The following is a 20068-nucleotide window of genomic DNA, read 5'->3' as shown; positions in this document are numbered from 1 at the left end:
AGTATGATAGTACTATATATTTTAGTAAGACTAGCAAGATATACGTTAGTATTTTTTGCTTATTATATATAGATCTAGGGGGATAAATGAGCTTAGCAGATACACAATACCTCGGTATTATTGAAAATATTTTAGATCATGGCATTTATGGTCAAAATCGCACAGGCATTGCAACGTACAAATTGCCTCAACAAATCATGCAATTTGACTTGCAAGAGGAATTTCCAATTTTAACCACTAAATTTGTAGCTTTTAAAACAGCTGTGAAAGAATTATTGTGGATTTGGCAAATGCAGTCCAATGACGTGCGCAAATTGCAAGAAATGAATGTGCACGTATGGGATGAATGGATGCGTGAAGATGGTACTATTGGTAAAGCATACGGCTACCAAATTGCGAAGTACAAACAACTAGATAAGCTTATCAAAACGATTAAAGAAGATCCTGATAGCCGCCGAATGATTGTAACCCTTTGGAATATTGAAGATTTAGATGATATGGCGTTGCAACCATGTGCGTATGAAACCTTATGGGATGTAGGGGATGGTTACTTGAACTGCATGCTCATCCAACGCAGTGGCGACATGGGGCTTGGCGTTCCGTTTAACACGGCTCAATATGCGGCATTACAATGTATGATTGCTCAAGTAACAGGTTTAAAACCAGGTAAATTTACACATGTTATCAACAATGCCCATATCTATGAAAATCACGTAGATGCATTGCGTGAGCAATTAGCACGTCGCAATCAAGCGTTGCCTGCTCCAAAAATTATTGTGAATCCTGAGGTAAAAGACTTCTATGACTTCACACCAGAGGACATTACCTTAGATGGATATGAGCATTTAGGTAAATTATCCATGACTGTTGCTGTATAGCATTGTATTCATGACAATTGTTAAATAGCATAATATGTATGGCTATTGCTATATAGTATTGTGTTCATAGCCATTGCTAAATAGTATAATTTATGACTGTTGCCATATAGTATTAACCGAAAGAGGGCAGTATGTTAGCATTAATCGTAGCCGTAGCACATAATCGTGTAATCGGTAAAGATAATACTTTGATTTGGCATTTGCCAAATGATTTGAAATTCTTTAAGGAAAAAACAACGGGCCATGTTATCATCATGGGCCGTAAGACCTTTGAAAGCTTACCGTTTTTGTTGCCAAATCGTGAGCATTGGGTAATTACTCGTGATAAAGGCTTTGATGCACCAGAAGGTGTTAAGATTTTCCATAACCCTGAGGCGGCTGCTGAAGCCGCACGTGCTCTTGATGCGGCCTACGTTATTGGTGGTGCTCAAGTATACGAGGCCTTTCTACCTTATGTAGATACTATGTATATCACTGAAGTAGACCATGAATTTGATGGAGATGCATTTTTCCCTGAATTCTCAGAGGATGCTTTCACCATCGAATCCGTTGTAGACGGCATTGTGGATGAAAAGAATCAATATCCTCATCGTTTTGTAACCTATCGCAGAAAGGCAGCTAAATGAGTGAAAGAATGTTTGCCATTATCGGCAGTGAATTAAATGTTAAGCCAAAGCAGGTGCAAGCTGCCGTAGAATTGTTGGACGAAGGCAATACAGTGCCATTTATTGCACGGTATCGTAAAGAGGTAACGGGCGAATTGCAAGATGAGCAATTGCGCACCATTGAAGAACGCATTAAATACTTGCGCAACTTAGAAACACGGCGCCAAGAAATCATTGCTTCTATTACAGAGCAAGAAAAGATGACAGACGAGTTGATGAAGTCTTTGGAAGCTGCTACAAAGCTACAAGAGTTAGAGGATTTGTATTTACCGTACCGTCCAAAGAAACGTACGCGTGCTATGATTGCCCGTGAACGTGGATTAGAGCCATTGGCTGATATGATTATCAACGATACGGTTACCTCTGGAGATCCGTTAGAGATTGCAAAAGAATACATAACAGAAGAGGTTCCTACGCCAGAGGATGCCATACAAGGCGCTTCTGATATCGTAGCGGAAATTGTCAGTGATAGTGCAGACTTCCGGGCGTACTTGCGTAAGAAGATGTGGAATGAAGGCTTTATTCAAGCTGAATTGAGCGGTGAAGAGGAAGAACAACAACAATTCTTGCAATACGCTGAATATGCTGAGCCAGTTCGTCAAATGCCGTCTCACCGTATCTTGGCAGTAAATCGTGGCGAAAAATTAGGTGCTTTAAAACTAGCTCTAACTGTACCTGGCGATACTTATGTCGCTTATATGTTACAAAAGTTAGAGAAAAATCCTAAGTCTATCTTCGCAGAGTATAAAGCGGCTGCTGTAGCTGATGCGTACAAGCGTCTTATTTTCCCAGCTTTAGAGCGTGAAATCCGCAATGAATTGACGGAAAAAGCCGATGAGCAAGCTATCAAGGTATTCGGTGTAAATCTCAAAAATCTATTGTTACAACCACCATTGGCCGGACATGTTATCATGGGCCTTGACCCTGGTTACCGTACTGGCTGTAAAATGGCGATTATCGATCAACAAGGCAATGTGCTCGATTACGGTGCGTACTATTTAACAAATAGTGAAAAGCTTCGCAAGGAAGCTCAAAAGGTATTGGCTGATAAAATCCGTAAGTTTAAGGTTACTCTTTTATCTATCGGCAATGGTACTGCATCCTACGAAACAGAGCAATTTGCATCTACCATGATTGAAGAGGAACAATTAGATTGCCACTATATCATCACTAATGAAGCAGGTGCATCTGTATACTCTGCATCTAAATTAGCTATCGATGAGCTACCAGATTTAGATGTAACCATTCGCGGTGCCGTATCTATTGCACGCCGCGTACAAGATCCATTGGCTGAATCTGTTAAAATCGATCCAAAATCTATCGGCGTAGGTCAATATCAACATGATGTAAACCAAAAACAATTGACTCATACCTTAGATCAAGTGGTTGAAACTGTAGTAAACCATGTTGGGGTAGAGCTAAATACTGCATCCCCAGCTATTTTGCAACATGTTGCAGGCATTTCTAGTGCGGTGGCTAAAAATATTGTTGCATACCGTCAAGAGAATGGTGTATTTAAAAGCCGTAAGGAATTGCTAAAAGTGCCTCGTTTAGGCCCTGCCGCCTTTACTCAATGTGCGGGTTTCCTCCGCTTACAACATGGTAAAAATCCGTTGGATAATACATCTGTTCACCCAGAGTCTTATGAATTGGCAGAGCGCATCATTGGTGAGTTAGGCTTTACCTTAAAAGATTTGCAAGATAAATCTCAATTAGAAGCGTTGCAAGTTAAATTACCTCTTGTAGATGCTGAGAAAATGGCTGCTAAACTTGATGCAGGGGTACCAACCGTGCGAGATATACTCGGTGCACTGGCAAAACCAGGACGCGATCCTCGTGAGGATTTGCCAGCTCCATTGACAAGAAAACACGTAGTGAGCCTTGAAGATATTAAGGTGGGTACCATTGTAAAAGGTACCGTTCATAACGTAGTTGATTTCGGAGCTTTCGTAGACTTTGGGCTTAAAACGAATGGTTTATTACATCGCAGCGAGCTTTGCAACAGCCGTCAACATCCATCAGATGTGCTTGCTGTAGGTGATATTATCGAAGCACAAATTATTTCTGTTGATGTAAAACGCAATCGCATCGGTTTGTCTGTAAAAGCATTACAACCAGAAAAACCGAAGAATAACGATAATAACCGTAATAGAAATAATAACGGTCAGCTTCGAAATAATGATAACCGAAATAATAACCGTAATAATGGTGGACGTCAAAATGAGAATCACAATAATGGCTCTCGTAATAATGGGAGTCGTCGTAATTCATAATTTAATAGAAGTCTAGTTAATCTACATTAATAGATTTTAAATGATAGTCATTCTTGACTAAAAGTCATTATACTAAAAACCACACCCTCTATGGTTTTAGAGGGTGTGGTTTTTCTATATAGCTAAAATCTATGTATATTAATGCAGAATAGATATATCGAAAATAATATATCTGATTGAAAATTTTAGATATGAGGAGTATGATGAAATCAAAGAGGGGGAATTCCTAAATCATATTCCTAAAGAGGAGGTAATGCAATGAGCTTGAACCTTAAAGAAAGATATGGACTTTTAATTAATAATGAATGGGTAAAGGCATCTGACGGTGCTGAATTTAATGTATATAACCCTGCTAATGGCGAACAACTCGCTATCTGTGCAGAGGCGACGAATGATGATGTTGATAAAGCTGTAGAGGCTGCAACAGAAGCTTTCAAAATATGGAAAAAAGTATCTCAAGTAGAACGTGCCGATTATTTGTTAAAAATTGCGGATGCTATCGATGCGCATAAAGAACATTTGGCGCAAGTTGAAACATACGACAATGGTAAACCTATCCGCGAAACATTGAATGTGGATATTCCACTTGGGGCTGACCATTTCCGTTATTTTGCAGGCGTGCTTCGTTCCGAAGAAGGCTCTGCACAAGTATTTGATGAAAATACATTGAGCCTTATCGTTCGCGAACCAATTGGTGTTGTAGGTCAAGTTGTGCCTTGGAACTTCCCATTCCTAATGGCTGCTTGGAAATTGGCTCCAGCTCTTGCAGCAGGTTGTACAGTTGTTATCAAACCTTCTAGCCACACATCTCTTAGCTTATTAGAACTTGGCGATATTTTGAAAGAAATCTTGCCGCCAGGTGTTGTAAACATCGTAACTGGTAAAGGTTCTAAATCTGGTCAATATATCCTTGATCATCCTGGTTTTAGCAAACTTGCTTTCACAGGCTCTACTGAGGTAGGTCTAGATGTATATAAAGCAGCATCTGAACGCTTGATTCCTGCCACATTGGAATTAGGTGGTAAATCTGCGAATATCTTCTTTGACGATGCGAACTGGAAACAAGCTCTTGACGGAGCAATGCTCGGGATTCTCTTCAACCAAGGTCAAGTATGTTGCGCAGGATCCCGTATCTTCGTACAAGATACAATTTACGATAAATTCGTAGCTGAACTTGCCGCACTATTTGATAAGGTAAAAGTCGGTTTACCTTGGGAAGAATCTACACAACTTGGTTCCTTAATTTACGAAGATCAAGTGAACAAAGTACTTAGCTATGTAGACCTTGCAAAAGAAGAAGGTGCTCGCATTGTAGCCGGTGGTGTACGTGTTACTGATGGTGAACTTGGTAAAGGGTGCTTCGTAAGACCTACACTTATTGCAGATGCTACAAATGATATGCGCGTAGCTCGTGAAGAAATCTTCGGTCCTGTAGCCGTTGTAATTAAATTCCACAGCGAAGAAGAAGTGATTGAACAAGCTAATGACAGCCTATACGGTCTTGGCGGTGGCGTATTCACGCAAAACATCAACCGTGCTATCCGCGTAGCTCGCGGTATCGAAACAGGTCGTATGTGGGTAAATACATATAACTCTATCCCTGCAGGCGCTCCATTTGGCGGTTACAAACAATCCGGTATCGGACGTGAAACTCACAAAGTTATTCTTGAGCACTACACTCAAATGAAAAACATCATCGTAAACTTGAGCGACAAACCATCTGGGTTCTATGACTTAGACTAATAAAATAGCAATCTCTCCAATAAACTATAACAAAGAGGCACCTCGAATGAGGTGCCTCTTTTACTAATATTGAGATAGACGGAATATTTTTCTATACTCTTCTGGTGCATCAGAACCATCAGAAGGTTTTATAATAACTCTAATATATATATCTTCTTTGAAGTCTGGATATGTTGTTGCATATTCTTTGCAGAATTGATCCATTCGATTGTAAAAATTTGTTACATCTTGGTTTTGTATGGCCGAATAGGGAATAGGCATTTCAATATACAAAGAAGATGTATCGTATGTAGCATAGGATAACTCCTCTGCTGTTATATAGTTTTTCATTAATGGGAATGCAGTTATTAATGGGATGTTAGTTATCAGTATTCGCTCCACTTGTGGTACAACAGGTGCAGAGGTGTTCAAGGCTTCAGATATTTCAATGGGCATTTGTGGATATTTGTCAAAGGTGACTTGCCATGTATTGTTCCTATGAGATTCCAAGTGATATGTTAGATTAGGATAATCCTCATTTATATATTGTTGTACTTCATCTTTACTATAATGTGAGAGAAGATGACAACCCGTTGTTAGTATGAGGGATAGTATAATCAGTGGCAATAATATAAATCGTTTTAGGGTAAAAGGTTTCATTGTATATTCCTTTTATACTACTTTAGGAAGTTTAGTAAATCGTAATTGCTTAACAGGCATTGTTTAATTTATTGGCAGAATTTTGGAGTACACTATTTTAATTATATTATATCTGAATTAAATGTTTACTTATATAGCTGATTAATACCACACAACTCTCAATAAATCATAATAAAGAAGTAGCCCGAAAGAGGTGTCTTTTTTGTACTTAACAATAGTCTATTATATGTAAAAGCATAGTGTATGTTATAATTGTAGCCATATAAAATCGTGTTATTTATAGAGGGCTATTATGAATTTAAAGAGAGTAATTAAATGGATTGGATATATTGTTGGCATAATAGTAGTGCTTTATATACTCATATGGGGAGTATTGATATATTTCTTGGCAAGTGGTGACTTTAAAAATAGTTTGATTTATTTAAGTGATCTTAAAGAGAGTGGATTATATTATGGCAATGAAAACCGTAAGATTGCTGATAATGTAGTTGCTGTTCATGAGGTGGATAATAAACTTTATTACATAACGTTAGACGGTATTGGTATTTTTGATGAAAATGTAAGTTTACTAGATGCTTGGAATAAAAATCTTAATAAATATAATACTTTCATTCCTCGGATAGATTCTAAAGAAACACAATTTAATGTAAGTCTTGATCAGTTATACCCTAATATTTCTAGTCTTGATGAAAGTGATAGAGATATATGGCATGAGATCTTTTATGATAGTGAGAAACGATATACAGGTACAAACGCTGGATATACTATAAAGTTACCTTTCTATGTATCGTATAGAAAGGAAGACTCGATTAAGCATAATGATATAGTAGATCTTTCTACAGGGACTATTATTGGTGAGTATGGAAGTGAGCATATTTTAAGAAATAATGCTTATTATAACTTTGAATTTGGAAAATTGACTAAGCTTGATTTCTCTCAGAAAGCTATATATAGCTATTATTCTAATAATCTTGATATAGGTCGGTTTAGTAAGAATAATGCAGGTGATGAGAGATATGAATCTTATGCACGAAATGAGTTAAATAAAGTAAGAACGAAAGACATAGAGGTATTACCTAATTTACTAAATCAACGATTCATAGTGTTTAATTCCTTTAACGAGTTTTCTGATTTTGATAAAGTTACCTTTGAAGCATTAACCATTGATGCAATTAAAAATCGGAAGGCATTGCAGTTAGGGCCGTTAGAAAACCAGACACTTCGTCAGTATTTGAGTCGGTAACCATATAGTGGAAGGTGGAAGATGAATAAACTTGAAATATTAGGATATATTTGGATTTTTATATCTATGTCGTTATCTATGGGATTATATAAACTTGAGATCCGTAATCATCCAATTGATAAAAAACATGAATATATAAAAGAACATAGGATTTTTGGTAGCTTAACAAAGTATTTATCAATAATTTCTATTATAAGTTTGGTGATATTAAATCTTAAATTTTTAATTGATAAAGATTATAAATTTATAGTGAATTATGGCAGTATTTGGTTGTTTTTCTTTTTTTTAACAATGCTTACAGGGTTTTGTCAGAAGAGAGACAGCGTATATTTTAAACGGAGTCTTATTGCTATAGTTTCTGTGTTGTTTGGTATGATCGTGTTTGCTTATGCATTTAGGAAAGTACTATTTTAATAGACCATATATCAACTCAGATATTATTAAAATAATGTTGTTTTGTGTGGGCACTTATGGAATGATTTTTAGAAATTAAAAATCATTAAAAGGCAGTATAAATCATGATTCAGTTAGATTATCTATTAATTATAGGAATATTACTTAGTGTTTTACTTTTTCTTTTGGTTGGCGTATTTCACTATAGTAAATCTAAACTTTTAAAGGGACTCAATATTTGGTTTTTAATAATACTTAGCGTTTTATTAAGTTATTTATTATATCCCTTATATGAATTGACTGATTATAGAGAAGAATTTACGTCAGTAGTTATTATCTCTGCGATAATCATTAAAATAATTATCAATTTATCTATATTTATGATCGCTGATAAAATAAGAACGAAATGGATTTCTAAATTAATTTTGATTCTATGGGTTGTTCTTGTTGAATGCTTGTATATGCCTATTCATTTGTCATATCTTGTTTTGTTATGTGTATCAGGTGGAATTGTGTTGATTGAACATTTTAAGGGGAAAAGAAATCCTATTTAGCTTAGATTCAGAATTACTTTTATAGCGCTCGCCCTCGAAATATGATATACTACTTAAATGCGCATAGTTCGTGCGCGATAGGAGGAAACACATTTAGATGTTAGAAAAATTTGAACAATTAATGATTAGCGAACCTGTTCTAAGAGCGTTAAACGATATGGGTTTTGAAGAGCCTACGCCAATTCAACAGGAAGCTATCCCAGTTGCCATGAGCGGTAAGGACATGATCGGTCAGGCTCAAACAGGTACTGGTAAGACAGCAGCATTTGGCTTGCCTGTATTGGAACGCGTAGACGGGAATGAGCGTCACGTTCAAGTAGTTATTTTATCCCCTACACGAGAATTAGCTATTCAAGTAGCTGAAGAGCTTAACAAAATGGCTCAGTACACGAATATTACAGCACTGCCAATCTATGGTGGTCAAGATATTAATCGTCAGTTCCGTGCCTTGAAAAAGAACCCTCAAATCATCGTTGCCACTCCTGGCCGATTGATGGATCATATGGATCGTGGTTCTATTAAATTTGACCATGTGAAAGTTGTGGTATTGGACGAAGCCGACGAAATGTTAAATATGGGCTTTGTTGATGACATCAATAAAATCTTGGGTGCTATCCCAGAAGACCATCAAACATTGTTGTTCTCTGCAACTATGCCTAAAGCTATCCAACAATTAGCTGAAACATATTTGACAGAGCCAACATTGATTCGCATGAAACCGACTCAAGTTACGATGGACTTGATCGAACAATACTATATCGAAGTGCAAGACCGTCAAAAATTCGATGTTCTTTGTCGTTTGTTTGATATCCAAACACCTGAACTTGCTATTATCTTTACGCGTACAAAACGTCGTGTTGATGAAGTGACAGAAGGTCTTAAGAAACGTGGTTACATGGCGGAAGGCATCCATGGCGACTTGTCTCAACAAAAACGGGACAGCGTAATTCGCCAATTCCGCGAAGGTACTATTGATATTCTCGTGGCTACAGATGTGGCAGCTCGTGGTCTTGATATTTCTGGCGTATCTCACGTATATAATTATGATATGCCTCAAGATCCTGAAAGCTACACACACCGCGTAGGTCGTACAGGTCGTGCCGGTAAAGCAGGTCAAGCTTTCACGTTCGTTATCCCTCGTGAAATGGAGCATTTACATGCTATCGAGCGTTTAACAAAACGTAAAATTGCACGTCGTCGTGCACCTTCCTTAGGTGAAGTTCTTGAAGGTCAACAACGTTTGGCAATTGAAAGCCTCGTTGAAATGACAGATAATCTAGAAGCATTGGCGCCTTTCAAATCTAGTGCTGAGGAATTGTTGAATGATACAGATTCCGTAACACTTTTGGCAGCAGCTCTTAAATTGTTAACAAAAGAACCAGATACTACTCCTGTAAATATTACAGAAGAAAAACCATTGCGCGTACGCCGTCGTCGTGAAAGTGGTCGAAGTGATCGCCGCCGTCGTGATGGTGAACGTCGTCGTGATGACCGCCCACGTCGCAGTCGCGATGATCGTAGAAGTGATCGTCGCAATGACCGTAAAGGTGACCGCCGCAGAGATGAGCGTAAATTTGATCGTCCGCGTGGAGAGAAAAAAACTCGCCATCAAAGTGAAGGTTTTAAACCTTACTTTAAAGACTAATAGGATGTGGATTGCTTCTGGGCAATCCACATTTTTTATTACTTAATAGTTAATACTATTTATCTTGATAAGTATTGAGAATTTTGGTATAATAAATAATAATTATTTCTTGTAAACGGTCGATAATGGCCTATGCCTTATAGATTTCCAAGTGGAGAAAGGTAGATTATTATGGATATCGCACAAATTTTGCGTAGTCAGGGGTTTAAAGTAACCCCACAACGTATTGCGATTTATGATGCTTTGCGTGGTCATCATGATCATCCAACAGCAGAGATGTTGTATCATACGTTGCGCCCAGAACATCCAAGCATGAGCTTGGCTACAGTGTATAAGACGATGGAGATTTTTGAAAAAATCGGTCTTGTTAAAATTCTAGAAGTTGGTGATGAGCGTGCTCATTACGATTGGGATACACAAGCTCATTCCCATATCCGTTGCATTCGTTGCAATAAGGTAGAGGACATGATGGGCATTGATTTGAAAGCTATCAAAACGATTGCTGATCAAGGTAGCGAATATCAAATCACAGGTCAACATATTACCTTCGAAGGTGTTTGCCCTGAGTGTGCAAAAAAAGAAAGTCATTAATAGATAACCCCTGTTGTTGAAGGGCTCCTTCACGGCAGGGGTTATATTAGTTATCGTATATCTTATATCTAATCGTATATCGTATACCTTATATCTATTAGTGTTATAGAATAGCGATAATTAGATATAAGCATAATACAATAGATATTAGAGTTAAGCGTTTTATAATTATAAAATTGTAGAAATCGTATAATCGTATAAAGGAGTATCATGTTTGTAATAGGCAGTCACTTATCAATTAGCAAAGGTTATTTACATATGGGCAAGGAAGCGACTAAAATTGGGGGTAATACGTTCCAATACTTTACTCGCAACCCTCGTGGTGGTAGCATGCGAGCTCTCGATGTTGAGGATATGAATAACCTTAGTGCATATATGAAAGAACATAACTTTGGTACCTTGTTGGCACATGCGCCGTATACCTATAACCCATGTGCCGCCAAAGAGGATTTACGCGCTTTTGCGAAGCAATCTATGATGGAAGATTTAGAGCGTATGGAATATTTGCCAGGTCAAATGTATAACTTTCACCCTGGTAGCCATGTGAAGCAAGGCGTAGATCAAGGTATTGAGTACATTGTAGCGTGTTTGAATGAAATCTTATTCCCAGGTATGAAGACAACAGTCCTCTTGGAAGTAATGGCTGGTAAGGGTACAGAAATTGGCTCTCGTTTTGAAGAAATTGCACGCATCATCGATGGCGTAAAGCTAAAAGAGTACATGGGTGTGTGTGTTGATACTTGCCATATTCACGAAGGGGGTTATGATATCGTACATAATCTCGATGGCGTTATTGACGAGTTCGATCGAATTGTAGGTCTTGATCGTTTGAAAGCCATTCATTTGAATGACTCTAAAAATCCTATGGGTGCCCATAAAGATCGTCATGAAAAAATTGGGGAAGGACATATTGGTATCGATGCTATTGCTCGCGTTGTAACACATCCTAAATTGACGAACTTGCCATTCTATTTGGAAACACCAAATGAATTGGACGGCTATGCAAAGGAAATTGCTATGCTACGTTCTATCGTAGAAAATAAATAATTAAAATACAGAAGTTAATTTAGTTATATAATAAATATGTAGAATACCTGATGCTATACTAGTTATTGCAAATACATAAAGTTATTAAAACTATTAAGGCTATTAAAGCTATATAAAGTTATTGAACTTCTATAAACTTATGGGACTAACAGCTTGTTTTGGCATTTGAATTCATACATTGTGTAAGGTATAGGGAGAACTGGAAAGGGGGGACAAAATGCGTTTTTTACATACTGCCGATTGGCATTTAGGGCGTATTTTTTATGGACAGTACTTAACAGAGGACCAAGCTCATGTGTTGGAACATCAGTTTTTTAATATTTTGAGAGATGAAAACATCGATGGCATATTGCTCGCAGGGGATGTTTTTGATAGAGCGGTGCCCCCCATTGAAGCTATCGAATTGTGGGACTCCATCATCACTCGTCTCGCTATGGACTACAAGATGCCTCTCTTTGTGGTGAGCGGTAATCACGATGGGGCAGAACGTCTTGAAGTGGGGCGCTCTATGTTGGGCCAATCGGGTATCCATATTTGGGGCTCTCCTCATCATGCGTTGAAGCCTTTTGAATTTGAAGGGACAGATGGCAAGGTGGTTATTTGTCCTATGCCTTTTAGTGAGCCCCGACGCATAGGGGAGGCTTTATTTGCTGATGTAGAGTCTACTAATGCAGAATCTACCGATACTGAAATTGCTGACATCATAACCCCCTGTTATGAACAAAATTGCGAAAGCGCTTTGAACCTGCATAATTATGACCAAATGTATCAAGCTTGGAGCGACTACTTATATAAACAAGTGCCTAAGGGGATGCGCAGTATCGCTATTAGCCATGCCTTTGTTATGGGCGGTGAAGTAGGGGGCTCAGAGCGTACCTTGTCTGTAGGTGGTAGTGAACAGGTAAATCCTCAAGTCTTTAAAAATTTTCACTATACTGCCTTGGGACATTTGCATGGGCCTCAGCGAATGGGAGCTGATCATATTCGCTATAGTGGATCCCCATTAAAATATTCCTTTGATGAACATATGCAGAAGAAGTCTTTTACCATCATTGATATGGATACAAAGGGGAACGTAGATATTAACACGATTCCTGTAGAGGCGAAGCGAGACGTAGTCATTTTGGAAGGATATTTTGAAGACCTGTTAAATGATAAAGCATTACAGGCTAAACATAGGGATGATTATGTGCAAGCCCGTTTACTTGATACGATGCCGATTATGGATGGAATGGCTAAACTGCGCCAAGTATATCATCGTTGTATGACCATTGATCTAGTTGGTCGCATGGCAGAGCCTATAGCAGATATGGGTGAGGCAATTTTCAAAGAATTAAATGAACGGGATCTATTTAATCAGTTTGCAGAAACTGTGTGGAAGGAACCTTTAACAGAGAAAGAACAGCAATATATCAACTCTGTATGGGACCGAATTCTTAAGGAGGACTAAATGAAGCCTATATCATTAACTATAGAAGCCTTTGGTCCGTATCGTGATTCGGTCACTTTAGATTTTAATGAGCTTCAAGACCATTCCATGTTTCTCATTGCTGGTCCTACGGGGGCAGGGAAAACATCAATCTTAGATGCCATAGTGTATGCCTTGTATGGTGAGCCGAGTGGAGAAGTACGCAAAACAGATGCTATTCGCAGTGACTTTGCAGAACCTCATCGTATGACTCGTGTCGATTTCTCCTTTGCTATTGGCAATGCACAATATCGTGTTGAACGATTACCGAAACAGATGGTAGCAAAAAAACGTGGTACAGGGATGCGTGAGCAGAATGCTAGCGCTACTGTATATGAGAAGAAAGATGGTGAGTGGAAGGTCATTGCTACCTCTGCTGTCGCCATTCGCGATACTATTCAGCAAATTATAGGATTTCGTAAGGATCAGTTCTTACAAGTTGTGCTATTACCTCAAGGGGAATTCCGAAAGTTGCTAGTGGCCTCTACGAGTGAACGTGAGGAATTACTACATACACTTTTTAGAACGGAGCTATATCGAAAATTACAAGAAGCACTGAAGGCTGCTTATGATGAAGCAAAGGCAGGTATTGAAGAAAATCTAACTAAGCAAACTGCATTTATGCAGTCTATCCCTCATGATGGAGCGACTCCAATGGTAACCATTGAGCATGTGCGTGAGTTACTAGTAAATCGGGGCCCACATCGAGATGCTCTCGCGGTAGAACGAGATGAGGCAGTAACCGTGGTAGAACAGTTTAATGTGCTCCGAAATCAATGGTCTTTATATAATCAGGCTCAACAATCTCTTGCTGAGGCTACTTCGAAACTTGACATGGTGAAAGTAAGGGAAACTGAGCGTGTAAATCTAAGCGAAAAGGTTCAGTTCCTTAACTCTTTGGCACCAACTCATGAATTATATAAACAATATATTGAGAAACAAGCTATATTAAAAACTTTAGAACAGGCCCTTTCAGATGCGAAAGAACATGTAGAACTAGCAACTCAACATGAGGCTAAATGTTTAGACTTATACAGTGACTTAGAAGGTCGAGCTGAAAGTATACAAGATAAAAGAACTACTTTGGCTCAATTTCAACAACAAGCAGAGAAGTTTAATGAGTTAGATGTATTGAAAAAGGAATTGTCCTCATTACAGAGTAATTTAGAAGAATTAGATAGTAAAAAAAGCGAAGATGCCTTAACTAAACAACGGAAGCTTGTAAAGACTTTAGAAAACGACTTAGAAGCTTTGCGTAAACAGTTACGAGATAATAATAAATTTTTAGAGGGTGCTAATGTTATTCAAGGACAACTAAATGAGTTACATAGATATTCTGAATTGCTAGAAGAAATTAATAAGGTACAAAAAGAAATCGACAATAAAGGTCAAACGTTAGCGTCTTTAGATGAAACCTTGCAGGTTGCAAAGGTACATCTTGAACGATTAGAGCATCTAATGCAAGAAGGGCGTGCCTTTGAGCTAGTTCATTTAGTTGTAGATAATGAGCCTTGTCCGGTTTGTGGCTCTACAGATCATCCACGGTTAGCAGCTAAGCCGGAGATGTATCCGACTAAGGATGAAATTGAAGAGGCTCGCAAAACCCGTGACGTGGCACTGCAAAAGCAAGCTAGTGAAGTGGGACAACAGAAAACATTAGATGCTCGTCTTAAGGAGTTAGCTAAGTTAGAAGTAGAACAATGTTCCAAACTTAAGTCATCTATGGATGGTTTTTCTAAGAAAAACTTTACATCTGTTCAACAAGATTTGTTGACTAAAATGGAGCGACTTACAGCTTTACATGGTGAGTCTGAATTGTTGAGTAACACTATAGCTGACAATGAACATAAGTTAAAAGTAGCTAGAGATAAGTTAGCAACTTTAGAACTTGCCCATAATGAATTACTTAAAAATCTACACGACCTAGAAATTCGTATTAGCTCAGTACAAGCTAATATTGATGCTCTATCTAAAACTTTACCAATCACGGATATAGATGCATGGCAAAAACAGTTAGAGTCATTGGATAGTGATATTACACTCTACAATGAGCAGGTGAAAGTTAGCAAAACTAATTTAGATACTGCTCGAGAACAGTTGAATGCCAAACGTGGACGCTTAGAAACTTTGTCCTTTCAAGTAAAAGAAGAAACAAAAAATCTTAATTTGCGGTATAAGAACTATACAAAGTCATTACAAGCCATTTCTTTAGGAGAGGATGATTTTGTAGAGTCTTTACGTGATATTAAAGAGATAGAGACCTATAGAATACAGCTGCATGCTTTGGATGAAGCCTTTAATAAAGCACAAGCTGTATATGATGCGGCGTTAAAGGTAGCAGAAACTGTGGTTAAACCAAGTGATACTGTTTCTGATGAAATCTATGCTACAGCAGTAGAGCATCGAGATATATTAGTAGGTAATCTTGCGGCATGGGATAAAGAAACAAAGCATATCGAAACTACGCTCACCTCATTAGAAGCACTCGAAGCTGCTATGGGCGAGGCTCGTGAAAAGGTGAAGTTCTTAAGCCGATTAAATGATCTCGCTAATGGTGGGGAGCAAGGCTTTAAAAATGTTACCTTTGAACGCTATGTACTGGGGGCGATTTTAGATGAGGTTGTATATGCTGCTAATTTACGACTTCAGAAGATGAGTCGCAACAGATATTCCTTGGAAAGATCCGATTATACAGGTGGTGGTCGTGGCAAGCAAGGCCTCGATTTGGCGGTTATGGATGCTTTTACAGGCCAATCTAGACCAGCAAATACCTTATCTGGTGGTGAAACATTCTTGGCTTCTATGGCGCTTGCCTTGGGATTAGCGGATGTTATCCAAAGCTATGCTGGTGGCATCCATATGGATACGATGTTTATTGATGAAGGTTTTGGTACACTCGATCCAGATACATTGGAACTCGCCATGGAAACATTGTTACAGTTGCAATCGTCAGGACGTCTCATCGGTATCATTTCTCATGTACCTGAGTTAAAGTCTCGTATACCTGCTCATTTAGAAGTGACTCGAGGTGACGACGGTAGTACCGCAAAATTTGTTATTAACTAGATATCATAAACTAGATATAGATTTGCCAAATGTGTTACTATAAAAAGAGGAGAATTCCTACAAAAACATCCTGTATTTACGAAGGGGGTTCTATGAAGTTTTCGTTTGCTCATAATAATATAAATGTTAAAGACCTTGATAAAAGTCTAGCATTCTATAAAGAGGCATTATTGCTCGAGGAGTCTCGTCGTTTGGAAGACCCAAGCGGTGCTTTTACCCTCGTGTATTTAAAAAGTCCTTATACAGCACATGAATTAGAACTTACATGGTTGCGTGACTGGGATCGTCCTTATAATTTGGGGGATAATGAATTCCACTTGGCATTCTATGTAGATGACTATGAAGCGGCTCTTAAAAAGCATAAAGAAATGGGCGTTGTTGCTTATGAGAATGCTGATATGGGTATTTATTTCATAGCAGATCCAGATGGATATTGGACAGAAATCATTCCGGCGGGGAAATATTAATAGAATATATGTTAACCCGTTTAGAGTGGTTGGTTGGTCCCAATAAAATCCAAACATTAAGAGACACGTCTATCGCGCTCTTTGGTGTAGGTGGCGTAGGTGGTGGTGCCCTTGAGGCATTAGTGCGAGCTGGTGTAGGTCGCATCGTCATTATCGATGGAGATTCCATAGCGCCTAGCAATTTGAACCGTCAAATGATTACGACTCATAATACGATTGGGGAACGTAAGGTAGAGGTAGCAAAGGCGCGAGCTCTTTCTATCAATCCTGATGTGGTGATAGAAACTCATGATATTATGTATACTGAGGAAAACTATCCTGGATTTATTCAAAGCTTGAACGTTGATTATGTTATTGACGCCATCGATATGGTAACGGCGAAACTTAATATCATTGAGGTTTGTCAACGTGAAAGCATCCCTGTTATTTCTTGTATGGGCGGAGGTAATCGCTTTTACCCAGAAAAACTTATGATTGCAGATATCAATAAGTCTCATACATGTCCTTTGGCACGCGTTATGCGTCGGGAACTCAAAAAACGGGGTATAAAAAAACAATTAGTTTTATTTTCTACTGAAAAACCGACAAAACCACAGTTCCGTGGTGATGCCACAAGTCCTGGGACATGTAGTTTTGTGCCACCAGTGGCAGGTTTTATATTAGCAGCACATGTGTTGCGTACAATTTTGGAGGTACCTGAACAATGAAAAAAGCGAAAATCCATATGGCTGACGGCGGCGATATCGTAATTGAATTATTTGAAAAAGAAGCGCCTGGCACAGTACAAAACTTTATCGACTTGATTAACAAAGGCTTCTACAATGGCCTTCGTTTTCACCGTGTAATTCCTGGTTTCGTAGCACAAGGTGGTTGTCCTAATGGCAACGGTACAGGTGGTCCTGGCTATACAATTAAAGATGAATTAGTTGGCAATCCGCATAAACATGAGCGCGGTGCTTTATCTATGGCTCACCGTGGCCCTAATACTGGTGGTAGTCAGTTCTTTATTGTATATGAGCCACAACCTCATTTAGATGGTGTACATACTGTATTTGGTAAAGTTATTGAAGGTATGGATGTAGTTGATGGTATCCAACAAGGTGCTATCATGGAAACTGTAGAAGTAATCGAAGGTTAATCTCATGAATGAAGTATCTATTAAACATCCAGAATGGCTATATATCGATGTAAATGGTAAAACATCATATGGGTATGACCAAGAGTGGTTCACTGATGAGTGGCAACGCTTGTCTGGTTGTGGGCCTACATCGGCATCACAAGTATTGGGCTATTCGCTATTTAGGGATGGCTTATTAGATCTAGAAACCACATCCGACCAAACGCTTGCTTTAGAACGGATGAACTTAGTTTGGAAATATGTAAAGCCACGTTTTGGTGGTGGTGTTTATAAAACTCAATGGATGGAACGTGGTCTTACTCGCTTACTCGAGGATAAAAGCCTATCTTATGATGTACATATGTTGAATGTATCTCCGTTCTGTGCATCACGCGTAGAGGTGGAGGCTGCAGCTCAGTTTATACATGATGCATTGGCACAGGATGTGCCTGTAGCATTTTTAAATCGTCATAAAGGAAAAGAGAAGGCTCTCTATACCTGGCATTGGGTTCCGATTCACAAGATGTTTATGGACGGCGATGATATCCGCTGTGGCATCTTTGATGAAGGTGAAATTCGTGATTTCTCTTTGGCGAATTGGATGAAAGACACTATTTTAGGTGGTGGATTCTGTTACATTAGTCGCAAAGAGTAAGTAATAGAGCAATTAAAGTAATATACATACGCATCGCAGTGATTTGCGATGCGTATTGTAGTATAAATAGTAGGAGGTACTACATGAGTCAATGGATTACTGAGGAACAAACACCTCACTTACGTCTAAGCGCTGAAGCGGAAGAAGTGCTTTACTCTGGGGAATCTGAGTTCCAGAAAATTGAAGTTTTTAAATCAAAAGAGTATGGTATGATGCTCGCTTTAGATGGCGTGTTCCAAACATCTGAGCGTGAAGAGTTTATCTATCATGAAATGATGAGCCATATCCCTTTGTTCTTACATCCTAATCCTGAGCGCGTTTTGATTATCGGTGGTGGTGATGGTGGCGTAGCTAGAGAATGTGTACGTCATGATTGTGTAAAAGAAGTAACAATGGTTGAAATCGATGGTAAGGTTGTAGAGTTGGCAAAACAATATCTACCAACTATTGCTAAAGCTATGATTGAAAACCACCCTAAATTGACTGTAAAAATTGGTGATGGTATTGGTTTCATGGCAGAAGCAGAAGATTACTATGATGTAATTATCGTGGATTGTTCCGATCCAATCGGTCCTGGTGAAGGCTTATTTACAGAAGAATTCTATAAGAATACATTAAAAGCTTTGAAAGCTGATGGCTTGTTTGTACAACAAACAGAATCTCCGATGTTACATCAAACATTAGTGGAAAAAGTTTTTGGTTACGTTAATAGCCATTTCCCAATTGCTCGCTTATATACAGCTTTTATTCCAATCTATCCTGCAGGAATGCATTGTTTTACATTGGGTTCCAAAACATTTGATCCTCTAACATGGACTCCAAACCGTGAACAAAACTTTGAAACTAAGTATTATAATGCAGATATTCAAAAAGCTGCATTTGCATTGCCAAATTTTGTAAAAAATTATTTGCCAACTAAGTAAATAATATGTATAATGGGGAAGCACCATTTGTGAAACGAAAGTTTCCGATAGTGCTTCCTTATTTATATGGGGATTAAAGGGCTTATATTAGAGATAACACAATTAAAAGTTTCGTTTGTAAAAATTAATGAAATTGAGAAAAAGGTGTTGACACAAATCTCTAGAAAAGATATAATTCTCTTTGTTACGAAGACAATGTCTTCGATACCTACAAGGTGGTGGGTATGGTGAAGCGGTTAACACGGCGGATTGTGGCTCCGTTACGCGTGGGTTCGATCCCCACTACTCACCCCATAACCTACACATCGTAATCACTGTAGGGGTGTCGCCAAGTGGTAAGGCAACGGACTTTGACTCCGTTATGCGCTGGTTCGATCCCAGCCACCCCTGCCAACATGACTCACTAGCTCAGTTGGCAGAGCACCTGACTTTTAATCAGGGTGTCCCGCGTTCGAGTCGCGGGTGAGTCACCAAATTAAAACTCACAAACTTCGGTTTGTGAGTTTTCTATCTCTATTTTTAGAGATTTTGGTTATGATTGTGAGTATAAATTTAATCAAAAATCGGTTGAAAAATCTTTGGAAAAGAGGTTGACGATTTAAGGTTAGATTGATATACTATACAAGTCGTTAGGGCGCAGAACTAACGTAACAGATCTTTGAAAACTGAACAATGATAGGTAATCAATCATATGATTGAAC

The 20068-nt window shown here is 38.5% G+C and carries 18 protein-coding genes and 3 tRNA genes; 20 read left to right on the top strand and 1 reads right to left on the bottom strand.

Annotation, left to right across the window (positions count from 1 at the left end):
• Positions 1 to 86 precede the first annotated feature (86 nt).
• The 4 genes from DW000_RS08020 (at position 87) to DW000_RS08005 (ending at position 5559) form a co-directional block, all read left to right on the top strand.
• A complete protein-coding gene (locus tag DW000_RS08020) occupies positions 87 to 878 on the top strand; it encodes a thymidylate synthase (protein ID WP_012864704.1) in 792 nt (263 codons plus the stop codon).
• Positions 879 to 1009: 131 nt separating this feature from the next.
• Positions 1010 to 1504, top strand: coding sequence for a dihydrofolate reductase (locus DW000_RS08015; protein WP_008715045.1), 495 nt, complete (start codon positions 1010 to 1012; stop codon positions 1502 to 1504).
• Positions 1501 to 3816: a Tex family protein gene (locus tag DW000_RS08010; protein ID WP_243624563.1), complete on the top strand. Its 2316-nt coding sequence runs from the start codon at positions 1501 to 1503 to the stop codon at positions 3814 to 3816. Before DW000_RS08015 ends, DW000_RS08010 begins: the two co-directional genes overlap by 4 nt.
• A gap of 258 nt (positions 3817 to 4074) precedes the next feature.
• The gene (locus DW000_RS08005) at positions 4075 to 5559 is read left to right on the top strand and encodes an aldehyde dehydrogenase family protein (protein ID WP_101928426.1); all 1485 of its coding nucleotides are present in this window, start codon (positions 4075 to 4077) and stop codon (positions 5557 to 5559) included.
• Positions 5560 to 5622: 63 nt separating this feature from the next.
• Here the strand turns inward: DW000_RS08005 and DW000_RS08000 are convergent, their stop codons facing one another.
• Positions 5623 to 6198, bottom strand: a complete 576-nt coding sequence (locus tag DW000_RS08000; protein ID WP_120055959.1) for a hypothetical protein — start codon at positions 6196 to 6198, stop codon at positions 5623 to 5625.
• 292 nt (positions 6199 to 6490) lie between these two features.
• Here DW000_RS08000 and DW000_RS07995 point away from each other — a divergent pair, with 292 nt between their 5' ends.
• The 16 genes from DW000_RS07995 (at position 6491) to DW000_RS07920 (ending at position 19840) form a co-directional block, all read left to right on the top strand.
• On the top strand, positions 6491 to 7441 hold the full coding sequence (locus tag DW000_RS07995; protein WP_120055957.1) for a hypothetical protein: 951 nt from the start codon (positions 6491 to 6493) through the stop codon (positions 7439 to 7441).
• A gap of 21 nt (positions 7442 to 7462) precedes the next feature.
• Positions 7463 to 7855, top strand: coding sequence for a hypothetical protein (locus DW000_RS07990; RefSeq protein WP_024061604.1), 393 nt, complete (start codon positions 7463 to 7465; stop codon positions 7853 to 7855).
• A 104-nt stretch (positions 7856 to 7959) separates the two neighbouring features.
• The gene (locus tag DW000_RS07985) at positions 7960 to 8388 is read left to right on the top strand and encodes a phosphatase (protein WP_077707589.1); all 429 of its coding nucleotides are present in this window, start codon (positions 7960 to 7962) and stop codon (positions 8386 to 8388) included.
• A gap of 97 nt (positions 8389 to 8485) precedes the next feature.
• Positions 8486 to 10033, top strand: a complete 1548-nt coding sequence (locus DW000_RS07980; protein ID WP_120055955.1) for a DEAD/DEAH box helicase — start codon at positions 8486 to 8488, stop codon at positions 10031 to 10033.
• Positions 10034 to 10204: 171 nt separating this feature from the next.
• Positions 10205 to 10624 (top strand): Fur family transcriptional regulator, encoded by a 420-nt coding sequence (locus DW000_RS07975; protein ID WP_004695325.1) that lies wholly within the window; start codon positions 10205 to 10207, stop codon positions 10622 to 10624.
• 210 nt (positions 10625 to 10834) lie between these two features.
• The gene (locus tag DW000_RS07970; protein WP_120055953.1) at positions 10835 to 11671 is read left to right on the top strand and encodes a deoxyribonuclease IV; all 837 of its coding nucleotides are present in this window, start codon (positions 10835 to 10837) and stop codon (positions 11669 to 11671) included.
• A 217-nt stretch (positions 11672 to 11888) separates the two neighbouring features.
• Positions 11889 to 13121 (top strand): exonuclease SbcCD subunit D, encoded by a 1233-nt coding sequence (locus tag DW000_RS07965; protein ID WP_120055951.1) that lies wholly within the window; start codon positions 11889 to 11891, stop codon positions 13119 to 13121.
• Positions 13122 to 16205: an SMC family ATPase gene (locus DW000_RS07960; protein ID WP_120055949.1), complete on the top strand. Its 3084-nt coding sequence runs from the start codon at positions 13122 to 13124 to the stop codon at positions 16203 to 16205.
• A gap of 92 nt (positions 16206 to 16297) precedes the next feature.
• Positions 16298 to 16672: a VOC family protein gene (locus DW000_RS07955; protein WP_004695332.1), complete on the top strand. Its 375-nt coding sequence runs from the start codon at positions 16298 to 16300 to the stop codon at positions 16670 to 16672.
• The gene (locus DW000_RS07950) at positions 16672 to 17379 is read left to right on the top strand and encodes a tRNA threonylcarbamoyladenosine dehydratase (RefSeq protein WP_004695334.1); all 708 of its coding nucleotides are present in this window, start codon (positions 16672 to 16674) and stop codon (positions 17377 to 17379) included. Before DW000_RS07955 ends, DW000_RS07950 begins: the two co-directional genes overlap by 1 nt.
• Positions 17376 to 17810 (top strand): peptidylprolyl isomerase, encoded by a 435-nt coding sequence (locus DW000_RS07945; protein WP_004695336.1) that lies wholly within the window; start codon positions 17376 to 17378, stop codon positions 17808 to 17810. The genes DW000_RS07950 and DW000_RS07945 overlap by 4 nt, the downstream gene beginning before the upstream one ends.
• A gap of 4 nt (positions 17811 to 17814) precedes the next feature.
• Positions 17815 to 18444 (top strand): hypothetical protein, encoded by a 630-nt coding sequence (locus DW000_RS07940; RefSeq protein WP_004695338.1) that lies wholly within the window; start codon positions 17815 to 17817, stop codon positions 18442 to 18444.
• Between the two features lie 83 nt (positions 18445 to 18527).
• Positions 18528 to 19367 carry a polyamine aminopropyltransferase gene (gene speE / locus DW000_RS07935; protein ID WP_008602651.1) on the top strand — a complete coding sequence of 280 codons (840 nt, stop codon included), beginning with the start codon at positions 18528 to 18530 and terminating at the stop codon, positions 19365 to 19367.
• A 218-nt stretch (positions 19368 to 19585) separates the two neighbouring features.
• Positions 19586 to 19661: transfer RNA gene (locus DW000_RS07930), tRNA-His, on the top strand.
• 24 nt (positions 19662 to 19685) lie between these two features.
• Positions 19686 to 19760: transfer RNA gene (locus DW000_RS07925), tRNA-Gln, on the top strand.
• A 4-nt stretch (positions 19761 to 19764) separates the two neighbouring features.
• A tRNA-Lys gene (locus tag DW000_RS07920) sits at positions 19765 to 19840 on the top strand.
• Positions 19841 to 20068: the final 228 nt, after the last annotated feature.

The sequence above is a fragment of the Veillonella sp. AF36-20BH genome (assembly GCF_003602765.1).
GTDB classification, from domain to species: domain Bacteria; phylum Bacillota; class Negativicutes; order Veillonellales; family Veillonellaceae; genus Veillonella; species Veillonella hominis.
This window is presented reverse-complemented; position numbering and strand designations above follow the sequence as displayed.